The following is a 22,878-nucleotide window of genomic DNA, read 5'->3' on the forward strand; positions in this document are numbered from 1 at the left end:
CGTTTCACCCCCTTGTCGCTACTTCCTCAATAATGGCAAGCACCATCTCCGTTGCTTTGACAAGTTCTTCAATTGGCATTCGTTCATTTGTTGTATGAATGTCTTCATAACCGATCGCTAAGTTTACAGTCGGAATACCAAATCCTGCAATGACATTCGCATCGCTACCGCCACCGCTACGCAACAGCTCGTGCGGACGACCAATTTTTTCAGCCGCTCGCTTCGCTACTTCAACAACATGATCCCCATCTCCAAATTTAAATCCTGGGTACATCACTTCCACGTGAACATCTGCACGACCACCCATTTCTTCCGCTACTCGCTCAAACGCTTCTTTCATTTTCGCGACTTGCGCTTCCATTTTTTCCGGAACGAGCGAACGCGCCTCTGCTAAAATGTCAACGCGATCGCAAACGATATTTGTTTGTGTTCCACCTTCAAAACGGCCGATGTTGGCGGTTGTTTCTTCATCGATGCGCCCAAGCGGCATTTGCGCAATCGCTTTCGCGGCGATTGTAATTGCCGATACGCCACGCTCTGGTGCAACACCAGCATGAGCCGTCTTTCCGTGAACGGTCACTTTCAACTTCGCTTGCGTCGGAGCAGCAACGATAATTTGTCCAACTTTTCCATCGCTATCTAGCGCATATCCAAATTTCGCTTGAATGAGCGACGGATCAAGCGCCTTCGCCCCAACGAGACCGGACTCTTCTCCAACAGTAATAATAAATTGAATTGTGCCGTGCGCGATTTGTTTTTCTTTTAATACTCGGATCGCTTCAAACATGGCGGCAAGCCCTGCTTTATCGTCCGCTCCTAAAATCGTTGTCCCATCTGTCACAATATATCCATCTTGAATCGACGGCTTGACCCCTTTTCCTGGCACAACGGTATCCATGTGTGATGTGAAGTAAATCGGATCGACTCCTTCTTTTGTCGCGGGCAATGTACAAATTAAGTTTCCTGCTCCATGACCTGTTTGTGCGGTCGTATCATCTTCAATAACGTGTAAACCGAGCGCTTCAAATTTCGCTTTCAGCACATCTGCAATGTCACGTTCATATTTTGTTTCAGAATCAATTTGTACAAGCTCTAAAAATTCATCAACTAAACGTTGCTCATTGACCATCATGCATCCTCCTATGTATGTACTCACTTTTAAGTATAACGGATTTTTACATCGTTTGCGAAATGTACGATTATTTTTCAAAAAATATATACCGCCAAACGAATGGCGGTATATGTTTACAACGGAATATTCCCATGTTTCTTTTTTGGACGCTCTTCCTGTTTATGGCGAAGCATATCGAGCGCTTGAATGAGCTTGATTCTCGTATCTCGCGGATCGATGACGTCATCGACCATACCGTACTTGGCTGCGACATACGGATTCGCGAACTTATCGCGGTATTCTTCAATTTTTTGCGCCCGCGTTTCTTCTGGGTTCGGACTATTTTCGATGTCGCTTGCGAAAATAATGTTCGCTGCCCCTTGTGGTCCCATAACGGCAATTTCTGCATTTGGCCATGCGTATACGACATCGGCTCCGATCGATTTACTGTTTAATGCAACGTATGCTCCGCCATATGCTTTCCGTAAAATGACCGTTATTTTCGGCACCGTCGCTTCCGAATACGCATATAAAATTTTCGCTCCATGGCGAATGATGCCCCCGTGCTCTTGTTTGACTCCTGGGAAAAAGCCTGTCACATCTTCAAATGTAATAATCGGAATATTAAACGAGTCGCAAAAGCGAATAAAGCGCGCCGCTTTATCCGATGAGTCAATATCTAGTCCTCCCGCCATAAACTTCGGCTGGTTGCATACAAGTCCGACAACTTCCCCTTTTATGCGGGCAAAACCGATGACAATATTTTTCGCAAAATCTTTTTGTACTTCCATAAACGATCCTTCGTCAACGACTTGCCACACGACGTTTCGCACATCGTATGGACGCACCGCATCAATAGGAATGGCATCCGCTAAATCGGGACGATAATCGCTTTCCTTTTGTGCAGGTGCAGCAGGCGGCTTTTCTTGACAATTTTGTGGAAGATAGCTTAATAGTCGTCGTACTTGCGCAAGCACCTCTTCTTCTGTCGCTCCTGAAAAGTGAGCATTTCCGCTAATCGTATTATGAACGCGCGCGCCACCTAAATCTTCCGCGCTAATTTTTTCGCCTGTCACCGTTTCAATCACTTTCGGTCCGGTAATAAACATTTGGCTCGTTTTTTCGACCATAAATACAAAATCAGTAATGGCTGGTGAATAGACAGCCCCTCCTGCACATGGCCCCATAATGACGGAAATTTGTGGAACGACCCCCGAATAAATCGAGTTCCGATAAAAAATATGGCCGTATCCATCAAGCGACAATACACCTTCTTGAATGCGCGCGCCACCAGAATCGTTTAATCCAATGATTGGAGCCCCTGTTTTCGCCGCTAAATCCATAATATTCGCAATTTTTTTCGCATGCATCTCCCCAAGTGCTCCACCGAATACAGTAAAGTCTTGCGAAAAGACAAATACTGTTCGCCCATCGATTTTACCGTATCCTGTGACAACTCCGTCACCTGGTCCTTTTTTTCCCGCTAATCCAAAATCGGTGCAACGATGTTCAATAAACGGATTTAACTCAACGAACGTCCCTTCATCTAATAAAAGATCGATGCGCTCTCTTGCTGTTAATTTTCCCTTTTCATGTTGTTTTGCAATTTTATCGTCGCCACCGCCTAACTCAATTTCTCGGCGACGGTCATACAGCTCGTTGATTTTATCGTACATGTCCATTATTGCCCACCGACCTTTTCACAAAGCTCATATAACACGCCGCGGGCTGACTTCGGATGCATAAAAGCGATGTGTGCACCGCCTGCACCGCGCTTCGGTTGCTCGTGAATCATACGAATGCCGTTATTTTTTAACTCTTCGATGCGCTGTTCGATATGATCAACCCCAAGCGCGACATGATGAATGCCTTCGCCTCGCTTTTCAATAAAAGAAGCAATCGGGCTATGTTCAGAGAGCGGCTCAAGCAGTTCAAGCTTGACATCGCCAACTTTTAAAAATGCTACCCGGACCTGTTCTGATTCGACTGTTTCAATGCCAATGCACGATAAGCCGAGCGTATCCGTATAAAACGGAAGCGCCTCGTCTAACGATTTGACTGCAATGCCAATATGATCGACTTTTTTTACCTCCATAACCCCAACCCCTTTGTTGTTCTCGGTTGCAAACCATCTATGTATTTCGACATCTTTTTTCTTTTTTCCTTCTTTTTTTGCATTTTTCCTTCTTGTTTGCCAAACAGCATGTTTGTACAATAGGAAGCAAGAGGTGAAGAACATGCATTCAAAAAAAGTGCAAAAAATTGTTGTTTATTTAATGCTCGGCTCGATGCTTTTGACTTCTTTGCTCGCTGGATTAAGCATGTGGATATAGAACAAGCTGACCAATTCGGTCAGCTTGTTCTTTGTTTATTTCAGCGCCCCATACTTTTTACCGAGCTGCTGAAACGATTCATTTGTTTTTACAATCGCTACTTTCGTTCCTATTGGCACGTTCGGATATAACGCCTCGACATCGCGATTGTGCATGCGTACACATCCTTCGGTTATATAACGTCCAATCGATGACGGTCGATTCGTTCCATGAATCCCATACGTTCGTCCATCTGTCCCGCGCGCATCAAATCCGATCCATCTTGTACCGAGCGGATTGTTCGGGGCGCCGCCTGGAATGTTTTTCTTTCGATAGTACGGATTGATTGCCTTTACCGTGACGGTAAATAATCCTTCTGGCGTGAGCGCATTCGTTTTTCCTGTAGCAACACGATATATACGTTCAATTTTCCCATGGCGAATAAAAGCAAGTTGATTCGTTTGTTTGTTAACAATAATCATCGGATCACCAACACGTGGATTGTCTCCGAGCGGCCAAAGCGGTGAAAGAAAAAGAAAAAAAGCAAAAAGAAGCGGCATCATCTCACCCTTTTTCAATTATTGTGCGTGAAAAAAGGGCGATCATACGGCTACAATTGACTTTTGATGATTAAATATTGTTCCATCTCTTTCACAAAATGCAAAAGAGCCGCACGTTGTTCAAACTCCTCGCGCGTTTTTGGTAACGGCATTTGTTGAAACTGCTTTTTCATCTCCTCAAGTTGTTGAATAAAACGATCCGCTGTATTTCCCGGGTGAATCGCATCGCTTAGTTCATCGATAAAATCAGCAATCATATTGCGTTGCTCGACCGTATATGTCATGGAACTAATCAGTGGCAACATCCGCTCAATAATTTCAAATTGCCGTTCGCGCATACGAAAATATCGGTAATAATAATCTTCATTGCGCAAAAAATGGTTTTCAATATTTTGCAATGCAAGCGCCTTTGCTTGCTTTAACGTATCGCCCGCTAACGCAATTTCTTTTCCATCCCATAAACTTTCATTCGTCCGTAAATAATGAACAATTTCTTTAAAAATGATGCGAAATAAATCTTCTACAATGCGCTGATATTCTTTTAAATCTTTTTCTACGCTCGGCATGTACATATTGACGAGCAAAGCGATGCCGATGCCGATAATCATCAACATCACCTCATTATATACGAGATGCCACGTCATCGTTTTCGCCATATATACGTGCAAAATGATGACCGCACTTGTCGCAATTCCTTCGGTCACTTTCAACGAAACGGTCGTCGGAATAAAAAATAACAGCAATAAACCGATCGAAAGCGGATGATAACGAAGCCCTTCAAAAAAGAAAAACGAAAACAACAAGCCAACTAAACCGGCAACAAACCGAGCACGCGCCGTTTGCAATGACTTTTTTTTCGTCACTTGAATGCAAAGTAATGTAATAATTCCGGCAGAAGCGAAATTTTCAAGATGCAACGATTGGGCAATCGCAATCGCGCTCGCTGTTCCGATCGCTGTTTTCGTCGTTCGATAACCAATTTTTAGCATAACTATCACACTCCGCCCCCATTATAACACATTCAAATATAAAAGGTGCCCATCACGGACACCTTTTACATTTGTTCATATAAACGAATTAATTGCTCGGCAGCCATCGTGACAGGCTGTTTTCCTGCCATCACATCTTCTTCAATAGCCGGCAACTGTTGTTGTACAACTGGATGATGAAAAAAGCGGTTGTGTAAGTAATCTTTAATCATCGCATGTAGCCAATCTTTCATCTGCTCTCTTCTTCTTTCCTCAAACACACCCGATTGTTTTGTCGTTTGCACAAATTTTTCGATCACTTCCCAAATTTGTTCGATGCCCTCCCCGTAAAGAGAAGAACATGTATAGGCTTTCGTTTCCCAGCCTTTCGTTGCATGACGCAAGTAGTGTAAAATTTGATTATATTCTTCTTTCGCTACTTCTGCTTTCTTTTTATTGTCGCCATCTGCCTTATTAATGACGATCGCATCGACGAGCTCCATCATTCCTCTTTTCATTCCTTGCAATTCATCACCAGCGCCCGTTAAAGCGAGCAATAAGAAAAAATCAACCATACCGCGCACCGCCACTTCGCTTTGACCAACACCAACCGTTTCCACAAGAATTATATCATATCCAGCCGCTTCACAAAGCAACATCGTCTCGCGTGTTTTGCGATGCACCCCACCGAGCGTCCCGCCTGATGGGGAGGGGCGAATAAACGCACGCGGATGGCGCGCTAAATGTTCCATGCGCGTTTTATCGCCAAGAATGCTTCCTCCTGTAATTGAACTGCTCGGATCGACAGCTAATACGGCAACACGATGTCCTTTCTCACATAAAAATTGTCCAAACGCTTCAATAAACGTACTTTTTCCCGCTCCTGGTACACCGGTAATGCCAATGCGAATGGAGCGCCCGACATATGGAAGAAGTTCATGCAAAATGCGCTGAGCTTTTTCGGTATGTTTTGCTGCATTGCTTTCAATAAGCGTGATTGCTTGCGCTAAAATGGTGCGATCATGATTTAATACACCTGCGACATATTCCTCAACGGAACGTTCTTTTCGTTTTATCGATCGGTTTTCTTTCGCTAAATGGGCACGATCGTTTCCTTTCACATACGACGTTGCAAACATCTTTCCGTCATCAGCCCATTCAGGCCGAGATGTCCGTTCTTCGCTCATTCACTCACTTCCTCGTAACCGAGTCGTCGATAAATCTCATGCAATACTTTTTGTGCTGCTACCGGGATGATTGTACCTGGTCCAAAAATTGCAGCTGCGCCATGTTCATATAAAAATTCGTAGTCTTGCGGTGGAATGACTCCACCAACGACAACGATAATATCTTCACGCCCTAATTTCCGCAACTCTTCAACAAGTTGTGGCAACAACGTTTTATGCCCCGCAGCAAGCGAGCTCATGCCAACGACATGTACATCGTTTTCAACCGCTTGCCGAGCCGTTTCTTCTGGTGTTTGAAAGAGCGGACCGATATCGACATCAAACCCTAAATCAGCAAAGGCCGTCGCAATCACTTTTGCTCCGCGGTCATGTCCATCTTGTCCCATTTTTGCAATTAAAATGCGTGGCCGTCTTCCTTCTAGTTCGTAAAATTCATCCGTCATTTTTTTGACGCGGGCAATTTCTTCTTCGTTTGTAAACTCTGAACTATATACGCCGCTAACGGAACGAATGACCGCTTTATGCCTGCCTGCTACTTTTTCAATCGCATCAGATATTTCTCCTAACGTCGCCCGAGCGCGCGCTGCCTCTACCGCTAATGCAAGCAAGTTTCCTTCACCTGTTTCTGCTGCTTTCGTAATTGCTTGCAACGTTTGTTGAACGCGTTCTTCATCACGAGAAGCGCGCAACTGTTTTAATTTTTCAATTTGCCGCTCTCTAACGGCCGTATTATCGACTTCTAAAATATCGATCGGTTGTTCTTTTTCTGGACGATATTTATTCACGCCGATAATCGTCTCCGCACCGGAGTCAATTTTTGCTTGCCTTCTTGCCGCAGCTTCTTCGATGCGCATTTTTGGCAAACCTGTTTCAATCGCTTTCGCCATTCCGCCGAGATTTTCGATTTCTTCAATGTGAGCCCATGCACGCTTCATTAATTCGTTCGTTAACGTTTCCACATAATACGAACCTGCCCATGGGTCAATGACTTGGCAAATGCCTGTTTCTTCTTGTAAATAAAGCTGCGTATTGCGTGCGATGCGAGCGGAAAAGTCCGTCGGCAATGCAATGGCCTCATCAAGCGCATTGGTATGAAGCGACTGCGTATGTCCCATCGCTGCGGCGTGCGCTTCTAAACATGTGCGCACGACGTTATTAAACGGATCTTGTTCAGTTAAGCTCCATCCCGATGTTTGCGAATGCGTGCGAAGGGCGAGCGATTTTGGGTTTTTCGGATGAAACGTCTTCATCATTTTCGCCCAAATGATTCGCGCTGCCCGCATTTTTGCTACTTCCATAAAATAGTTCATCCCAATCGCCCAGAAAAACGATAGACGCGGAGCAAATGAATCAATGTCAATGCCTGCTTTTAGTCCTGTGCGCACATACTCTAATCCATCCGCAAGCGTATACGCGAGTTCAATATCTGCAGGTGCTCCTGCTTCTTGCATATGGTAACCTGAAATACTTATGCTGTTGAATTTCGGCATATGTTTTGACGTATACGCAAAAATGTCTGCGATAATACGCATGGACATTTCTGGTGGATAAATGTACGTATTCCGCACCATATATTCCTTTAAAATGTCATTTTGAATCGTTCCAGATAGCTGTTCTTGTTTTACTCCTTGTTCTTCGGCCGTCACAATGTAAAACGCCATAATTGGCAATACGGCACCGTTCATCGTCATCGATACGGACATTTGGTCAAGCGGGATGCCATCAAATAACGTTTTCATATCTAACACAGAATCAATGGCTACCCCTGCCTTGCCGACATCCCCGATAACGCGCGGATGGTCGGAGTCGTATCCCCGATGTGTTGCAAGATCAAAAGCGACAGACAGCCCTTTTTGCCCCATCGCTAAGTTGCGACGATAAAATGCATTGCTTTCTTCCGCTGTCGAAAAGCCAGCGTATTGCCGAATCGTCCACGGGCGATTGACGTACATCGATGGATATGGCCCACGAACGTATGGTGGAATGCCCGGCATATAGTCAAGAAAATCGAGGTTTGCTATATCTTCTTTCGTATATAGCGGTTTGATCGCAATATGTTCATTTGTTTGGAATACGAGCTCATCGAATGTTGCTCTTACTTTTTGTTCGATCGCTTTTTTCCACGTTTGTTCATCAACTGTCTGTCCATATTGTAACGGTCGATTGGCAAAATTAATTTTCCCCATCCACGTTCACCCCCATATCTTTCATAAATGCGAAAATCGTATCGTAGCAGTTCGAACCGATATGAATGAATCCATTGACGCCCGCTTCCATAAACGTTGCTTCAATATGTGATGGCAGCTTTCCTGCGACATATATGCGAACATCGCTTTTTTCTGTTTTTACTTGACGCACAATATGCGGAACGGCATCTACATAATCATCATCTGTTCCGCAAATGATATAATGCGTTCCGTTTGTTTCAAGTATGCCGTTAACGGCTTCCTCTATCGTCATATAACCGTCATTTTTTACGACCGTAAATCCTCCTGCTTCAAAAAAGCCTGTCATAAAATCGGCGCGCGTTTTATGTTTTGGAATGGAACCGAGATTCACAAGATGCACAGTTGGACGCTGACCGCTTGTTTCTGCATGGCGTTCCGATGCTTTGCGAAGCTGTTCAAACGGCTCAGATAAGCGCCATTGTCGGATCGGTGCCACGATCGTCATGCTTTCCTTTTCATGTATAACATGTTGAGCGATCGCTCGACGTTTAACAAGCGAAAGCGCTTCTTCCATTGTTTTTACATCGATATACGTATGATTGCTTCCGTAAGAGGTATACGTATGTTTCGGTGCTGACGGCTCAGCAATGTTTGCATATACGTTCGTTCCGACGATCTTTTCTTTTCTTGCTTTCACATGTTGTTCACGTTGTTTTGCTATGTTTTCAATTTCCTTTTGCACAAATCCACATTGAAGCGCTTTTGTCATCCCGCCTTGCGCTTCGACCTGTTGAAATAATTTCCAAGCTTCTTCTGCTAGTTGTGCTGTCAACGTTTCTACATAATACGATCCGCCAGCTGGATCGATCACTTTTCCGATATGGGCTTCTTCTAACAAAATAAGTTGTGTGTTTCTCGCGATGCGCTCTGCAAATTCATCTTCTGTTGCAAACGGTTCGTTAAACGGTGAAACATGAAGGCTGTTTGCTCCACCGACGATCGCAGCAAACGCTTCTGTCGTTGCGCGAAGCATGTTGACGTACGGGTCATATACCGTTTTCGTAAAATACGACGTACGCGCATGAATAGACAGTTTTTGCGCTTGTTCGCTTCCTCCGAACGCTTGCACAATGTTTGACCAAATGAGCCGCGCAGCACGTAGCTTCGCAATTTCCATAAAGAAATGTGAGCCAACTGGGAAAGAAAAATCGATACGGTTGGCTACGTCATCAATCGTCAATCCTCGTTCGAGACATTCATTTATATACTCTACCGCTGAGGCAAAAGCAAAAGCAAGCTGTTGAATCGCATTGCCTCCCCCATTATGATACGGATCGGCATGAACAAGGATTGTTTTCACATGTGGCATATGTGTTTTCGCCCATGTCGTCACATCAGCCATGACATCATATAAAGTAGAAAGCGGCATAGGAAGCTTTCCTGTGATCGTCAGTGAATGAAGTGGATCCATTCCGATCGTCCCGCGCATGCGACTAAGCGGCTGTCCACTTTCCTCAATATATGCGACAAAAAGCGGAAGAAACGGAAATGCACATGCCCCTGTATCGATGCGAAGCGAGTAATTTTCTAGAGAAATGTTTGAAAACATCGTTTTTATTTGTTCTATCGTTTGAACAACAAATTTTAGCTTCGGCAATACGACATGAATTTCTGTCTGTCCACGTTCAAGTTGATGTTTCATCAGCTCATTCCATCGTTCAGGTGTCGAAGCCTCGCACTGTTGACTGACTTCCCATCCTTTTTTTATATATCCTTCTACTTCTGTTCCGCGCACATATGAAGGAAAACCTGGATATTGTTCAATAGGCACCCCCTCTAAATCAGCGCGTGTATAAATCGGTTTTAATTGAATTTGCTCGTATGTTGTGGCATATAACCGATCAAACGGTTTTCCTTTTAGCGATTTCTCAACTTCTTGTTTCCATTCGTCATAGCTTGGAATCGGAAACGATATTTGTTTCATTGTGGCACCCCATCCCCCTTTGTTGTTAAAACGCTTTCTTTTCTTATTTTTGAAAATATTCGTTACATTTTTTATTGTAGTACATCGTCGAAAGGAAGAAAAGAGAAATCATTGATATAAGAAGAAGAGGATAACCATTCGTTACCCTCTTCCTCATCATTAGTAAATTGGTGTGTTTTCTTTTGTTACATGCTCTAAAATTTCTTTGACACGCGCTAAAAAGCGACCGCAAATTAAACCATCAAGTACGCGATGATCTAGCGATAAGCAAAGGTTAACCATATCGCGAACAGCAATCATGCCGTCTTTTACAACAGGGCGTTTCACGATCGATTCAACTTGTAAAATTGCTGCTTGCGGGTAGTTAATGATTCCCATCGATTGCACCGAACCGAACGAACCTGTGTTATTGACCGTAAATGTGCCCCCTTGCATATCTTCCGGACGGAGCTTACCTGCGCGCACTTTCGCTGCTAATTCAGCGATTTCACGCGCAATGCCTTTAATCGATTTTTCATCAGCATGTTTAATCACTGGAACGAATAAGGCATCATCTGTTGCTACGGCAATTGAAATGTTAATATCTTTCTTTTGAACAATTTTATCTCCTGCCCACATCGAGTTCATTTGTGGGAATTCTTTTAACGCCTGAGCCACCGCTTTTACAAAAAACGCAAAATACGTTAAGTTAAAGCCTTCGCGCTTTTTAAATTCGTCTTTAATCGAATCGCGATAAGCAACTAAGTTTGTCACATCGACTTCAACCATCGTCCATGCATGCGGTGCTTCATGTTTGCTGCGAAGCATGTTTGTCGCAATTGCTTTACGAACTGGTGTCACTGGAATTTCAATATCGCCCGGTTGAACAGGTACGTTAGGCATAGCGGCTTGTTTTGGTGCTGCCGCAGCAGGAGCTTCCGCTTTTGGTGCTTCTTGCACCGATTGCACAGACGCTTGCGCTTGAACGGGAGCTGTTGGCGCTTGACTTGGCGTTGGGATGTTGCCGGATTCAATCAATTTCAACAAGTCTTTGCGCGTAATGCGTCCGCCCATGCCTGTTCCTTGTACTTGTTCAAGGTCGATGTTGTGCTCTTGGGCAAGGCGAAGAACGGCTGGCGAATAGCGGCCTTTTGCTCCCGCTGGTTTTTTCGGTGCTGCTGCTTGTGCTGGCGCTGCCGGAACTTCCGCTTTTGGTGCTTCTTCTCGTTTCGTTTCCGCCGTTTCTGTGCCTTCTCCTTCGACTTCAATCGTACAAATGACGGCGCCAACTGGCAACGTTTCCCCTTCTTTTGCGATAATTTCTTTAATCACACCAGCAAATGAAGATGGAATTTCCGCATTCACTTTATCTGTCATCACTTCGGCAAGCGGATCGTATTTGTTGACACGCGTGCCAACAGATACGAGCCATTGACTAATCGTTCCTTCCGTTACACTTTCTCCAAGCTGTGGCATCGTAATTTTCTCAATCGCCATCGTGACTCCTCCTTAAAACTGCGCCAATTCGCGCATCGCCTTTTCGACTTTATCTGGGTTGACCATAAAGAATTTTTCCATCGTTGGCGCATATGGCATAGCTGGAACGTCTGGACCAGCTAGTCGCATAATCGGTGCGTCTAAATCGAATAAGCAATGTTCTGCAATAATCGCCGCTACTTCGCTCATGACGCTTCCTTCTTTATTGTCCTCTGTCACAAGCAATACTTTTCCTGTTTTGCTTGCTGCTTCAATGATCGCTTCTTTATCAAGTGGATAGACGGTACGCAAATCTAAAATGTGAGCGGAAATGCCTTCTTGCGCTAATTTTTCAGCAGCTTGCAGAGCAAAATGAACGCATAAGCCGTACGTAATAACTGTAATGTCTTCTCCTTCACGTTTGACGTCTGCTTTACCGATCGGAAGCACATAGTCGTCTGTTGGAACTTCCCCTTTAATGAGACGATATGCTCTCTTATGCTCAAAGAACAGCACAGGATCTTCATCTCGAATCGCTGCTTTTAATAATCCTTTCACATCGTACGGTGTAGACGGCATGACGATTTTTAATCCCGGTTGATTCGCAAAAATTGCTTCAACAGATTGAGAATGATATAGCGCTCCGTGAACGCCGCCACCATATGGAGCACGAATAACAATTGGACAATTCCAATCGTTATTCGAACGATAACGAATGCGCGCCGCTTCAGAAATAATTTGGTTGACAGCAGGCATAATAAAATCCGCAAATTGAATTTCAGCAATTGGGCGTAATCCGTACATCGCCGCACCGATCCCGACACCAACGATCGCAGATTCCGCTAACGGCGTATCAATGACTCGCTCTTCCCCAAATTGATCATAAAGCCCTTGCGTCGCTTTAAATACGCCCCCTTTTTTTCCGACATCTTCCCCAAGTACGAATACGCGCGGGTCACGTTCCATTTCTTCGCGAATGGCCATCGTAACGGCATCGATATATGAAATGACAGGCATATTTATTCCTCCTCTGCGTACACGTATTTCAACGCATGTTCTGGTTGTGCATATGGTGCTTTTTCTGCGTAGTCTGTCGCTTCGTTTACTTGTTTCATCACGCGATCAACAATTTCTTTTTCCAGTTCATCCGTTAATACGCCGACTTCTTTTAAGTAGTTCGCAAATAAATAAATTGGATCTTTTGATTTTGCTTCTGCGATTTCTTCTGGCGTACGATATGCACGATCGTCATCGTCCGACGAATGCGCTGTTAAGCGATAAGCAACCGTTTCAATTAACGTTGGTCCTTCACCACGGCGTGCACGATCTGCTGCTTCTTTTACGACGCGATATACTTCAAGCGGATCTGTACCGTCCACTGTATACCCTGGCATGCCATAGCCGATCGCACGATCTGATACTTTTTCGCATGCTAATTGTTTTTCAATTGGAACAGAGATGGCATATTTATTGTTTTCGCACATAAAGATGACCGGAAGCTTATGAACGCCTGCAAAGTTTGCTCCTTCGTGGAAGTCACCTTGGTTCGAAGACCCTTCTCCAAATGTAACGAACGATACGAAATCTTTTTTCTCCATTTTTGCTGCTAACGCAATGCCGACCGCATGCGGCACTTGTGTTGTAACAGGGGAAGAACCGGTGACGATTCGGTTTTTCTTTTTCCCGAAATGCCCTGGCATTTGGCGACCGCCAGAGTTTGGATCTTCCGCTTTCGCAAATGCTGAAAGCATCAATTCTGTCGGTGTCATACCGAACGTTAATACAACACCCATGTCACGATAATAAGGCAAGACGTAGTCTTTCGTGCGATCTAAGGCGAATGCCGCTCCTACTTGCGCCGCTTCTTGTCCTTGGCAAGAGATAACGAATGGAATTTTACCTGCGCGGTTTAACAACCACATCCGCTCGTCAATTTTACGCGCTAACACCATCGTTTCATACATTTGTAAAACGGTTTCATCGCTTAAACCGAGTTGTTTATGACGATTTTCCGCCATCATTCATTCCTCCTTTAAAAATGAATCGCTTTTCCATCAACAGCAAGCGCCGCTTCCATCATCGCTTCTGACAGCGTCGGATGCGGATGAATTGTGTGGGCAATTTCCCAAGGTGTTGCATTGAGCACACGCGCTAATCCAGCTTCGGAAATCATATCCGTTACATGTGGACCAACCATATGCACACCAAGCAAATCATCTGTTTTTGCATCAGCGACAATTTTTACAAACCCTTCAGCCTCTCCGTACACAAGTGCCTTTCCGATCGCTTTAAATGGGAATTTGCCGACTTTCACTTCATATCCTTTCGCTTTTGCTTCTTCTTCTGTTAAGCCGACGCTTGCGGCTTCCGGACGACTGTAAATGCATTTTGGTACCATCGCATAATCAAGTGGGTGAACTTCTTTTCCAGCAAGATGTTCAATCGCGATCATTCCTTCATGGGAAGCGACATGAGCAAGCTGTAAACCGCCGGTCACATCACCAATCGCATAAATATGTTTTTCTTTTGTTTGATAAAACTCATTCGTTTGAATAAATCCTTTTTCAATGATAATATCCGTATTTTCTAATCCAATGCCTTCAACATTTGCTTGACGTCCAACGGAAACAAGCATTTTGTCAGCTGTAAACGTTTCGTTTTGTCCGTTCATTTCCGCTTGAATGCGCACGCCATGATCGACAACAAGCGTTTCCGGTAACACTTTCGCTTTTGTAACAATGCGTACGCCGCGCTGTTTTAATATTTTTTCAATTTCTTTCGACACATCGCGGTCTTCTGTTGGCAAAATGCGATCTGCATACTCAATGACTGTAACATTTACACCGAAGTCGTTTAACATCGATGCCCATTCGATTCCGATAACACCACCGCCAACAATGATGATAGAAGATGGCAACGTCTCCATGCGCAATGCTTCGTCTGATGTCATGACAAATTGACCATCAATTGTTAAACCCGGTAACGTACGTGGGCGGGATCCTGTTGCGACGACAACGTATTTTGGGACAAGCATTTCGTTTTCTGTTCCGTCGTTCATCTCAACAGAAATCGTTCCCGACATCGGTGAAAAAATCGATGGTCCTAAAATGCGTCCCGTTCCTTCATATACGTCGATTTTTCCTTTTTTCATCAACATGTGAATGCCTTTATGCAGTTGGTCAATAATCGCTTGTTTGCGCGCTTGCACTTTCGCAAAATCTAAACGCACATCACTTGCTAGCACGCCAAACGTTTCACTTTCTTTTGTTTGCGCATACACTTCCGCGCTGCGCAATAACGCTTTGCTCGGAATGCATCCTGCATGTAAGCACGTCCCTCCAAGCTTTCCTTTTTCAACGACTGCTGTTTTTAAACCGAGCTGGGCAGCGCGAATCGCAGCGACATATCCGCCTGTTCCGCCGCCAAGTATGACTACATCGTACTCTTTTGCCATCATTTCATCCCCTTAAACCGTTGTTTTGACCGCTTGTGGATATATTTTTGCTTCTTCATCTCCGCGCAACACGCGAAGCGCCCCTTCGGCAAGCGCCTGCAATTCATTTTCCCCTGGTTGCACGATGACATCAGCGATCCATTGTACCCGATCAGCAATTTCTTTCACAAATTGTTTTCCATACGCTAAACCGCCTGTTAAAATGATGGCATCGACTTTTCCAGCTAGCACGGCACTTGCCGCTCCAATTTCTTTCGCTACTTGATATGCCATGGCGCTATAAATGAGCTTCGCCTTTTCATCACCATTTTCGATCATTTTCTCGACTTTCACCGCATCATTCGTCCCTAAATACCCAACAAGACCTCCTCCCCCAACGAGCATGCGCATCACTTCTTCACGATAATACTCGCCTGAAAAACAAAGGGAAACAAGATCCCCGGCTGGCACAGTTCCAGCACGTTCTGGGCTAAACGGACCTTCTCCGTCTAATCCGTTGTTGACATCAATGACACGACCGCATTTATGCGCACCAACGGTAATTCCACCGCCCATATGTGCAACGATGAAATTAACTTCTTCATACGCTTTTCCCATCTGTTTGGCGACGCGACGAGCGACCGCTTTTTGATTTAATGCATGGAAAATGCTGCGACGCTCGATTAACGAAAAACCGGAAATACGAGCGATCGGGTCCAGTTCGTCTACAACGACTGGGTCGACAATAAACGCTGGAATATTTAATGCGGAAGCAATTTCATGTGCTAAAATGCCTCCAAGATTTGAAGCATGTTGGCCAGAGTACCCGCGTCTTAAATCTTGCAACATCGCCTCATTCACAGCATATGTGCCACCTTCAATTGGACGAAGTAAGCCTCCACGGCCGCATACTGCATCGAGCTTAGAAATATTGATACCTTCATGATCAAGCGTTTCTAAAATCGTTTGCTTACGAAATTCGTATTGATCAATAATTTTTTTATACACTTGTAACGCTTCTGCATCATGACGAATCGTTTTTTCTAAAATGGAGCGCTCGTTATCAAAAACGCCAATTTTCGTTGACGTCGATCCCGGATTAATGACTAAGATGCGAAATGAATGTTCCTGCAATGTTTGCCCCTCCATTTTTTATCATCGACAAAGCGAGAACGAACGTCCTCGCTTTGTTATGTTTAGCGTGTGCGGCGACGGCTTAAAATGTGTTGACCGTTTTGTAAAAATTGGCTACGTGATTGACGCATTTTTGCAATACGTTCTTCAGCTAAACGGTCTGCTGCTTGGTATGTTGGAATGCCGTCACGCTTCGCAATTTCGATGACTTTTTCAATATTGTTATAAATTTGTTCAACTTTTTTCATCGCGCGTTCGCGGTTATATCCGTATAGCTCATCAGCTACGTTAATGACACCGCCCGCGTTAATCACATAGTCTGGCGCATAAACGATACCCATTTCATGAATAATGTCGCCATGTCTTGCTTCGCGCAATTGGTTGTTCGCAGCGCCCGCAATGACTTTCGCTTTTAATTGAGGAATCGTTTGATCGTTAATCACACCGCCAAGGGCACACGGAGCGAAAATATCGCAGTCTACGCTGTAAATATCGTTCGGGTCAACGGCTTGTGCGCCAAACTCTTCAACAACGCGTTGCACCGCTTCTTTATTAATGTCTGTAACGATAAGCTTCGCCCCTTCTTCATGAAGATGACGGCATAAATTGTAAGCGACGTTACCGACTCCTTGTACCGCGATCACTTTTCCTTCAAGAGAATCGCTACCGAAAGCCTCTTTCGCTGCTGCTTTCATTCCACGATAAACGCCGTACGCAGTAACCGGAGAAGGATTTCCAGACGAACCGAATGCTGGTGAAATCCCTGTCACATAGTCTGTTTCTTCGTAAATAATATCCATATCAGCAACCGTTGTACCAACATCCTCCGCTGTAATGTAGCGACCGTTTAACCCTTGAATGAAGCGACCGAACGCACGGAACATCGCTTCGTTTTTATCTTTCCGTGGATCCCCAATGATGACCGCTTTTCCACCGCCAAGATTTAATCCAGCTGCTGCGTTTTTATACGTCATCCCACGCGCTAAACGAAGCGCATCTTCAATGGCTGCATCTTCTGATTCGTACATCCACATACGCGTGCCACCTAACGCTGGTCCAAGCGTTGTATCATGAATAGCAATGATTGCTTTTAACCCAGATTCTTTATCTTGGCAAAACACTAATTGCTCATAATCATATTGCTCCATATATTTGAAAATCTCCATCTTTCGTTCCCCCTTGTTATTTGTTCGTTGCACAAATGGCTAGTGCTAGTGAGTATAATTTGCTTTCTGCAGAATCTGCGCGAGATGTTAATACAATTGGTGCTCTCGCTCCGGCAATCATCGCCCCTACTTGCGCACGGGCAAAGTATACGAGCGATTTATATAACACATTTCCCGTTTCAATGTTCGGTACAACTAAAATGTCAGCATGTCCTGCTACCGGGCTTTGAATGCCTTTATGTTGGGCAGATTCAACAGAAATGGCGTTATCTAAAGCGAGCGGCCCATCGACGATGCAATCTTTCAACTGACCGCGTTGATTCATAAGCGACAACGCTGCTGCATCAATCGTTGCCGGCATCGCTGGATTGACAACTTCAACGGCGGCGAGTGGTGCGACTTTTGGCATATGAATACCAATTGCTTTCGCCACTTGTACGGCGTTCATAATAATTTCTGTTTTTTGTTGCAAATCAGGTGCAATGCTCATCGCTGCGTCAGTGACGAGAATTGGCCGTTCATAGTGTGGTACATCAAATACAGCAACATGCGATAAAACACGACCTGTGCGCAGCCCGTATTCTTTATTTAACACCGCTTTTAAAATGGTTGCTGTCGGCACGTTCCCCTTCATTAAGACGCTTGCTTCTTTTTCATGTACCGCTTTGACGGCCATGTGAGCTGCTTCTTCTTTTGTCGAAGCGTGAACGATGCGGATGGCATCGCGATTTTCGTCTTGAACATATTCGGGAACAAGACGCGATAAAACGGATTCATCGCCATATAAAATAAATCGCCCGAATCCTGCTTGTAACGCTTGTGCGACTGCTTTTAACACCTCTTCGTCTTCAGCTGCCGCAACAGCTACGGTTGCTTCAGGAAATTGGGTTGCTTCGGTGATTAACGATTGTAGCTTCATCTCATCTGCTCAACCCCTTTGTTTTTTCGTCACTTTTTATTCTTGCAAAAAGCATGCCAACTTTTTTGTTATTGAAAACGCTTTATTTTATTTCTTTTTCATTGCAACTTTTTGCACACTATGAACATTATTGCATGCTTTTTTTATCAAGTCCATACTTTTCAAGCTTGTAGTATAAATTCCGAATCGAAATGCCTAGTTGTTTGGCAGCTGCGGTTTTATTTCCTTGACACGCTTGCAAAACGTTCTCAATGACTTTCGCTTCGTATTGCTCCACGAGCTCGTTTAGCGGTTTATGCGCATAAGACCATTCATGAGACGAAAGATGTTCTGGCTCTTTCGATTTGTGCAACAATGAAATATGCTTTCGTTCAATGATTACTTCATTATATTTCATAAAAATCATCGCGCGTCCTAGTACGTTTTCTAGTTCGCGTACATTTCCCGGCCAATCGTACGACAGTAAATAGGCAAGGGCATCATCCGTAATTCCCTCCACATTGCGCCCGTAATCTTGATTTAGTTTTTGTATGAGCCGTTCACATAACGCAGGAATATCTTGCTTTCGCGCACGCAACGGCGGAATATAAATCGGCATGCGATTGAGCCGATAATATAAGTCTTCACGAAATGTCCCGTCGGCAATCGCTTTTTCAAGGTGCACATTCGTTGCGGCAATGACGCGCACATTAATTGGAATAGGCTTCGTGCCACCGACGCGCACAATTTCTTTTTCTTGTAACACACGCAACAATTTGGCTTGCATATTGGCGGATAACTCGCCAATCTCATCTAAAAAAATGCTTCCGTTGTTCGCTTCCTCAAACAATCCTTTTTTCCCTCCGCGTCTTGCGCCTGAGAACGCCCCTTCCTCGTAGCCGAACAATTCGCTTTCAAGCAACGATTCGGAAATGGCAGCGCAGTTTACACGAACAAATTTATGATATTTGCGATCACTAGCATTATGAATGGCGTGGGCAAACAGTTCTTTCCCTGTTCCCGACTCCCCGCGAAGCAAAATCGTTGCAGGTGTTTTTGCCGCTAATTTCGCTTGTTCAATCGCTAACATCATTTCTTCTGATGTGCCGACAATATCATCAAAGGAATATTTCGCTTCTAACGTACGAATAATTTGTCGGGCACGTTGCAATTCAGAAGTCAACTGTTCAATTTCTGATACATCATGAATGACACCAACACTTCCTTTTAACATGCCGTCGACGATAATTGGCGCAACATTGACAACGACATCACGCTTTTTCGGACCGACTTTCATGCGCACTCCCCTGACCGGTCGCCGCGTTTTCAACACTTTCATATGCATGCTTTCTCCTTCAGAAATGTCCGCTGTCGCCGGTTTTCCGATCACTTCTTCTTCTGATAAACCCGTTAACTTTGTATATGCAGGATTAATTAAAATGCCGTTACCGTATTCATCAACAACAGAAATCGCTTCCTCTGAAGAGTGAATAATCGCTTCTAACATCGTGCGAATTTCTTTTAAATTCGTTACTTCTTCTGCTAAATGGACAACTTCTGTAATATCTTTAAACACGGCAAAAGCACCGAATAATTTTCCATTTTCATCAATAAGCGGAATGCGTGTCGTAATCATTTTTTTTCCGTTTTCTAATATTAATTCTTGGTTCAACTCCACTTCTCTCGTTTGTAATACACGCGGCAATCCGCTAGCTGGAATAACGCGCAAAATATGCGTCCCAATGACTTCTTTTTTTCTTTTTCCAATCATTTTTTCAGCGCTCGGATTCATATGTGTTACAAAACCGCGTTCATCAATAACGATCATTCCGTCGTGCGTAGAATGAAAAATTAAATCGTGTTTCGTCGTTGCTGTTTTTAACGTCGCAATGAGTTGCTCTTTTTCTTCCACTAGTTGCGCAATAATGTAAGCGATATCCCCAGGAATAACGACCGTATGCCCCGCACTTGCTTTACGCAACGCCGCAAACACTTCGTCATCTCCTGTAACCTCGACGATAATATCCAGATCATCTGTTAACACATCACGCCAATGTTTGCTCGTTTGGATCCCCATGTCGCGTGCAGCTTTTATCCCAGGGGCATCTTCGTTTCGATCCACAATCGCCACGACATCCATCAATTTCGTTTCATGAAACATTTTTAATAATGCACTTCCACCTTTGCCTGCCCCAACAATTAATACTTTTTTCATTCCCATCACCTATTCGTTTGCAATTTTTTGCAGACGCTTTCATCATACATTGTTTTTCTCTTCTTGACAAACAAACAAAAACATTTATGATGAAAACAGAACAAATGGAAAGGGTTTTGTTTTATGCAGCGAATGATCGCTCTACTCATTTTACTTATTCCAGGATTTATCGCAGCGCTAGGGATTAAATGGATGCGCGATACCGTATTTGGCATTTTACACGCACCGATCCCTTCACTTGTCATTCAATTTTTGCTCGGTTTATTTTGTTTTATCATCGGACTCGGCTTTATTGCAGGGTTTATTTTGCACCGCGATCGAAAACGAAACAAAGTGCAACCACGTTTTCAAAAAAAGAAACGCTTCGATTCAGAGTGATCGAAGCGTTTTTTCGCGTACGTTTTTTGCTTTTTCGGGGAAATCTGTAAATATCCCATCTACTTCATATTGAAACATCGTTTTCATCTGCTCTTCTTTATTAATTGTAAAAGGACGAATGAGCAATTGATTCGCGTGAGCTGCTTCAACAAACAATCGATCTACAGTGTGACGATACGGATGAAGCGCCAAAGCGTGCAAAGTATGGGCATACTCCCACGGCTGATGCAATTTTTCCATATATAGTAGCGCTGTTTCAATATGAGGAGCTAATTGATGACACGTTGCCATACTTTCATGGTTAAACGATGAAAAAATGACACGCGATGCTAAGCGATATTGCTCGACAAGTTCAATTGTTTTTTCTTCTAGTCGTTCGTAAGGCACAAGATTGTTTTTTAATTCTATATTAATAAGCAACGACGTGTGCTGTGCCCATTCAAGCACTTCTTGTAACGATGGAATGGGACAAAATCCGTATTGTTTAAATTTATAGTTGGCGTTTAATTTCCGCAATTGCCGATACGTCATTTGTCCGACCCATCCCGTTCCATCTGTCGTCCGATTGACTGTTTCATCATGAATGACGACGACGACTCCGTCTCTTGAAAGTTGTACATCAAGTTCAATCCCGTCCGCATGAACACGTGCTGCTTCTATAAACGAGGCCATTGTATTCTCTGGATGCGTCCCGGCCGAACCGCGATGAGCAAAAATATGTGTCATTCTTTTCCCACCTTTAAAAACGTTTTATACTTAACATATGAAAGGAGTGAAACTCATGCGACCGTTACAAATTTCGTTAGAAACAGCGCAAAAGCTTGCAAAAGCATTGCAGGTGCCACTAGAACAAATTATGCACATGCCTCAGCACATATTAATCCAAAAATTGCTTGAAGTCGAAAAAAATGAACAACAAAAAAGGTAGTCCGGCCGACTACCTTTTTAACTTGCTTTATGTTCAAGTCTTAACCGATCCGCAACCATCGCAATAAATTCTGAGTTTGTCGGTTTCGCTTTTGACATACTGACCGTATGGCCGAACAAAGAAGAAATGGATTCTAAGTTTCCGCGGCTCCATGCCACTTCAATCGCATGACGAATCGCTCGCTCAACGCGACTAGCTGTCGTATTATATTTTTTCGCAATGTCTGGATAAAGAACTTTTGTAATCGATCCGAGCAACTCGACGTCGTTATACACCATCGCAATCGCTTCGCGTAAATATAAATATCCTTTAATATGGGCCGGGACACCAATTTCGTGAATGATGTTTGTAATGCTCGCATCTAAATTTTTCGGCTTGCCGTCGCGAATTGGCGAAAGAAGCGGTCGTTTGAATACGGCTGGTTTTTTGCCACATACTTGACGAATTTGATTCACTAAATGTTCGATATCAAAAGGCTTTAAAATAAAGTAGGAAGCGCCGAGTTCAACTGCTTTTTTCGTTACATCTTCTTGTCCAAACGCCGTTAACATAATGACGTTTGGCAATGGCTGTTTCATCATACGCAACTTTTCTAGCACAGCTAAACCGTCTAAATGCGGCATAATAATGTCGAGAACAAGAACATCTGGGTCGCGATCGCGCAACAATTGCAAACAATCTTGCCCGTTATATGCAACGCCAATGACTTCCATATCCCCTTGGCTTGTAATATATTCTTCAAGCAAATGCACTAATTCTCGGTTATCATCTACAATGCAAACTTTTATTGTACTCACGAAATCTTCCTCCCTAAAGCAATGATCTTTTGTCACATACGTGATTAATTCGACGCAATGGACAAAAATCCTTTTTTCTTTGCAAAATTAGTCAAATAATTTATATTTTTCATAAAACATATGTGCACGTTTTTTCTTTCATTTTACACTACATGTTTACGTCGTGTCATGATAAAATATGACA

General features: G+C 43.8%; 21 protein-coding genes. 3 read left to right on the forward strand and 18 right to left on the reverse strand.

Annotated features, from left to right (window positions below; all coding sequences use genetic code 11):
- Window positions 1-4: 4 nt before the first annotated feature.
- The 3 genes from EKC99_RS00665 to mce form a co-directional block, all read right to left on the reverse strand.
- On the reverse strand, window positions 5-1,129 hold the full coding sequence (locus tag EKC99_RS00665; RefSeq protein ID WP_009373846.1) for a tripeptidase T: 1,125 nt from the start codon (window positions 1,127-1,129) through the stop codon (window positions 5-7).
- Between the two features lie 116 nt (window positions 1,130-1,245).
- Window positions 1,246-2,796 carry an acyl-CoA carboxylase subunit beta gene (locus EKC99_RS00670; RefSeq protein WP_035047846.1) on the reverse strand — a complete coding sequence of 517 codons (1,551 nt, stop codon included), beginning with the start codon at window positions 2,794-2,796 and terminating at the stop codon, window positions 1,246-1,248.
- Entirely contained in the window at window positions 2,793-3,206 is a 414-nt protein-coding gene (gene mce, locus EKC99_RS00675; RefSeq protein WP_035063622.1) for a methylmalonyl-CoA epimerase, read from the reverse strand. The genes EKC99_RS00670 and mce overlap by 4 nt, the downstream gene beginning before the upstream one ends.
- A gap of 142 nt (window positions 3,207-3,348) precedes the next feature.
- Here mce and prli42 point away from each other — a divergent pair, with 142 nt between their 5' ends.
- Window positions 3,349-3,444 carry a stressosome-associated protein Prli42 gene (gene prli42, locus EKC99_RS00680; protein ID WP_009373849.1) on the forward strand — a complete coding sequence of 32 codons (96 nt, stop codon included), beginning with the start codon at window positions 3,349-3,351 and terminating at the stop codon, window positions 3,442-3,444.
- A gap of 35 nt (window positions 3,445-3,479) precedes the next feature.
- Here prli42 and EKC99_RS00685 read toward each other — a convergent pair whose 3' ends face one another.
- The 13 genes from EKC99_RS00685 to EKC99_RS00745 form a co-directional block, all read right to left on the reverse strand.
- Entirely contained in the window at window positions 3,480-3,983 is a 504-nt protein-coding gene (locus tag EKC99_RS00685; RefSeq protein ID WP_163149992.1) for a L,D-transpeptidase, read from the reverse strand.
- A 50-nt stretch (window positions 3,984-4,033) separates the two neighbouring features.
- A complete protein-coding gene (locus tag EKC99_RS00690; protein WP_163149995.1) occupies window positions 4,034-4,972 on the reverse strand; it encodes an aromatic acid exporter family protein in 939 nt (312 codons plus the stop codon).
- 65 nt (window positions 4,973-5,037) lie between these two features.
- On the reverse strand, window positions 5,038-6,138 hold the full coding sequence (gene meaB / locus EKC99_RS00695; RefSeq protein ID WP_163149905.1) for a methylmalonyl Co-A mutase-associated GTPase MeaB: 1,101 nt from the start codon (window positions 6,136-6,138) through the stop codon (window positions 5,038-5,040).
- A complete protein-coding gene (gene scpA / locus EKC99_RS00700; RefSeq protein WP_163149908.1) occupies window positions 6,135-8,324 on the reverse strand; it encodes a methylmalonyl-CoA mutase in 2,190 nt (729 codons plus the stop codon). Before scpA ends, meaB begins: the two co-directional genes overlap by 4 nt.
- A complete protein-coding gene (locus EKC99_RS00705) occupies window positions 8,311-10,290 on the reverse strand; it encodes a methylmalonyl-CoA mutase family protein (RefSeq protein WP_163149911.1) in 1,980 nt (659 codons plus the stop codon). The genes scpA and EKC99_RS00705 overlap by 14 nt, the downstream gene beginning before the upstream one ends.
- 159 nt (window positions 10,291-10,449) lie before the next feature.
- Window positions 10,450-11,766, reverse strand: a complete 1,317-nt coding sequence (locus EKC99_RS00710) for a dihydrolipoamide acetyltransferase family protein (RefSeq protein WP_009373855.1) — start codon at window positions 11,764-11,766, stop codon at window positions 10,450-10,452.
- Between the two features lie 12 nt (window positions 11,767-11,778).
- Entirely contained in the window at window positions 11,779-12,762 is a 984-nt protein-coding gene (locus tag EKC99_RS00715) for an alpha-ketoacid dehydrogenase subunit beta (RefSeq protein ID WP_003394199.1), read from the reverse strand.
- Between the two features lie 2 nt (window positions 12,763-12,764).
- A complete protein-coding gene (locus EKC99_RS00720) occupies window positions 12,765-13,763 on the reverse strand; it encodes a thiamine pyrophosphate-dependent dehydrogenase E1 component subunit alpha (protein WP_009373856.1) in 999 nt (332 codons plus the stop codon).
- 14 nt (window positions 13,764-13,777) lie between these two features.
- On the reverse strand, window positions 13,778-15,199 hold the full coding sequence (gene lpdA, locus EKC99_RS00725) for a dihydrolipoyl dehydrogenase (RefSeq protein WP_163149998.1): 1,422 nt from the start codon (window positions 15,197-15,199) through the stop codon (window positions 13,778-13,780).
- Between the two features lie 12 nt (window positions 15,200-15,211).
- Window positions 15,212-16,312: a butyrate kinase gene (gene buk, locus EKC99_RS00730; protein ID WP_163149913.1), complete on the reverse strand. Its 1,101-nt coding sequence runs from the start codon at window positions 16,310-16,312 to the stop codon at window positions 15,212-15,214.
- Window positions 16,313-16,374: 62 nt separating this feature from the next.
- On the reverse strand, window positions 16,375-17,478 hold the full coding sequence (gene bcd, locus EKC99_RS00735; RefSeq protein WP_009373861.1) for a branched-chain amino acid dehydrogenase: 1,104 nt from the start codon (window positions 17,476-17,478) through the stop codon (window positions 16,375-16,377).
- A gap of 16 nt (window positions 17,479-17,494) precedes the next feature.
- Complete coding sequence (yqiS, locus tag EKC99_RS00740) at window positions 17,495-18,397, reverse strand: phosphate butyryltransferase (protein WP_163149917.1); 903 nt, start codon at window positions 18,395-18,397, stop codon at window positions 17,495-17,497.
- A gap of 127 nt (window positions 18,398-18,524) precedes the next feature.
- Window positions 18,525-20,591, reverse strand: a complete 2,067-nt coding sequence (locus EKC99_RS00745; RefSeq protein ID WP_163149920.1) for a sigma 54-interacting transcriptional regulator — start codon at window positions 20,589-20,591, stop codon at window positions 18,525-18,527.
- A 123-nt stretch (window positions 20,592-20,714) separates the two neighbouring features.
- On the opposite strand from EKC99_RS00745, the gene EKC99_RS00750 reads away from it, so the two are divergent.
- Window positions 20,715-20,969, forward strand: a complete 255-nt coding sequence (locus EKC99_RS00750; protein ID WP_009373867.1) for a DUF2627 domain-containing protein — start codon at window positions 20,715-20,717, stop codon at window positions 20,967-20,969.
- On the opposite strand, the gene EKC99_RS00755 is transcribed toward EKC99_RS00750, so the two are convergent.
- Complete coding sequence (locus EKC99_RS00755) at window positions 20,961-21,695, reverse strand: glycerophosphodiester phosphodiesterase (RefSeq protein ID WP_019416962.1); 735 nt, start codon at window positions 21,693-21,695, stop codon at window positions 20,961-20,963. The genes EKC99_RS00750 and EKC99_RS00755 overlap by 9 nt on opposite strands.
- A 55-nt stretch (window positions 21,696-21,750) precedes the next feature.
- Between EKC99_RS00755 and EKC99_RS00760 the strand changes: the two genes are divergently transcribed.
- Window positions 21,751-21,897 (forward strand): YycC family protein, encoded by a 147-nt coding sequence (locus tag EKC99_RS00760; protein ID WP_009373869.1) that lies wholly within the window; start codon window positions 21,751-21,753, stop codon window positions 21,895-21,897.
- Window positions 21,898-21,914: 17 nt separating this feature from the next.
- Here EKC99_RS00760 and spo0A read toward each other — a convergent pair whose 3' ends face one another.
- Window positions 21,915-22,694, reverse strand: a complete 780-nt coding sequence (gene spo0A, locus EKC99_RS00765) for a sporulation transcription factor Spo0A (RefSeq protein WP_009373870.1) — start codon at window positions 22,692-22,694, stop codon at window positions 21,915-21,917.
- Between the last annotated feature and the right edge of the window lie 184 nt (window positions 22,695-22,878).

This window comes from Anoxybacillus sp. MB8 (assembly GCF_011006755.1).
Classification (GTDB): Bacteria; Bacillota; Bacilli; order Bacillales; family Anoxybacillaceae; genus Anoxybacillus; species Anoxybacillus gonensis.

Bases quoted from the DNA above. Each gene is read 5' to 3' on its own strand.
- EKC99_RS00665 (WP_009373846.1), bottom strand. From the start codon at position 1,129: ATGGTCAATGAGCAACGTTTAGTTGATGAATTTTTAGAGCTTGTACAA.
- mce (WP_035063622.1), bottom strand. From the start codon at position 3,206: ATGGAGGTAAAAAAAGTCGATCATATTGGCATTGCAGTCAAATCGTTA.
- prli42 (WP_009373849.1), top strand. From the start codon at position 3,349: ATGCATTCAAAAAAAGTGCAAAAAATTGTTGTTTATTTAATGCTCGGC.
- EKC99_RS00685 (WP_163149992.1), bottom strand. From the start codon at position 3,983: ATGCCGCTTCTTTTTGCTTTTTTTCTTTTTCTTTCACCGCTTTGGCCG.
- EKC99_RS00690 (WP_163149995.1), bottom strand. From the start codon at position 4,972: ATGCTAAAAATTGGTTATCGAACGACGAAAACAGCGATCGGAACAGCG.
- meaB (WP_163149905.1), bottom strand. From the start codon at position 6,138: ATGAGCGAAGAACGGACATCTCGGCCTGAATGGGCTGATGACGGAAAG.
- scpA (WP_163149908.1), bottom strand. From the start codon at position 8,324: ATGGGGAAAATTAATTTTGCCAATCGACCGTTACAATATGGACAGACA.
- EKC99_RS00705 (WP_163149911.1), bottom strand. From the start codon at position 10,290: ATGAAACAAATATCGTTTCCGATTCCAAGCTATGACGAATGGAAACAA.
- EKC99_RS00710 (WP_009373855.1), bottom strand. From the start codon at position 11,766: ATGGCGATTGAGAAAATTACGATGCCACAGCTTGGAGAAAGTGTAACG.
- EKC99_RS00715 (WP_003394199.1), bottom strand. From the start codon at position 12,762: ATGCCTGTCATTTCATATATCGATGCCGTTACGATGGCCATTCGCGAA.
- EKC99_RS00720 (WP_009373856.1), bottom strand. From the start codon at position 13,763: ATGGCGGAAAATCGTCATAAACAACTCGGTTTAAGCGATGAAACCGTT.
- lpdA (WP_163149998.1), bottom strand. From the start codon at position 15,199: ATGGCAAAAGAGTACGATGTAGTCATACTTGGCGGCGGAACAGGCGGA.
- bcd (WP_009373861.1), bottom strand. From the start codon at position 17,478: ATGGAGATTTTCAAATATATGGAGCAATATGATTATGAGCAATTAGTG.
- yqiS (WP_163149917.1), bottom strand. From the start codon at position 18,397: ATGAAGCTACAATCGTTAATCACCGAAGCAACCCAATTTCCTGAAGCA.
- EKC99_RS00745 (WP_163149920.1), bottom strand. From the start codon at position 20,591: ATGAAAAAAGTATTAATTGTTGGGGCAGGCAAAGGTGGAAGTGCATTA.
- EKC99_RS00750 (WP_009373867.1), top strand. From the start codon at position 20,715: ATGCAGCGAATGATCGCTCTACTCATTTTACTTATTCCAGGATTTATC.
- EKC99_RS00755 (WP_019416962.1), bottom strand. From the start codon at position 21,695: ATGACACATATTTTTGCTCATCGCGGTTCGGCCGGGACGCATCCAGAG.
- EKC99_RS00760 (WP_009373869.1), top strand. From the start codon at position 21,751: ATGCGACCGTTACAAATTTCGTTAGAAACAGCGCAAAAGCTTGCAAAA.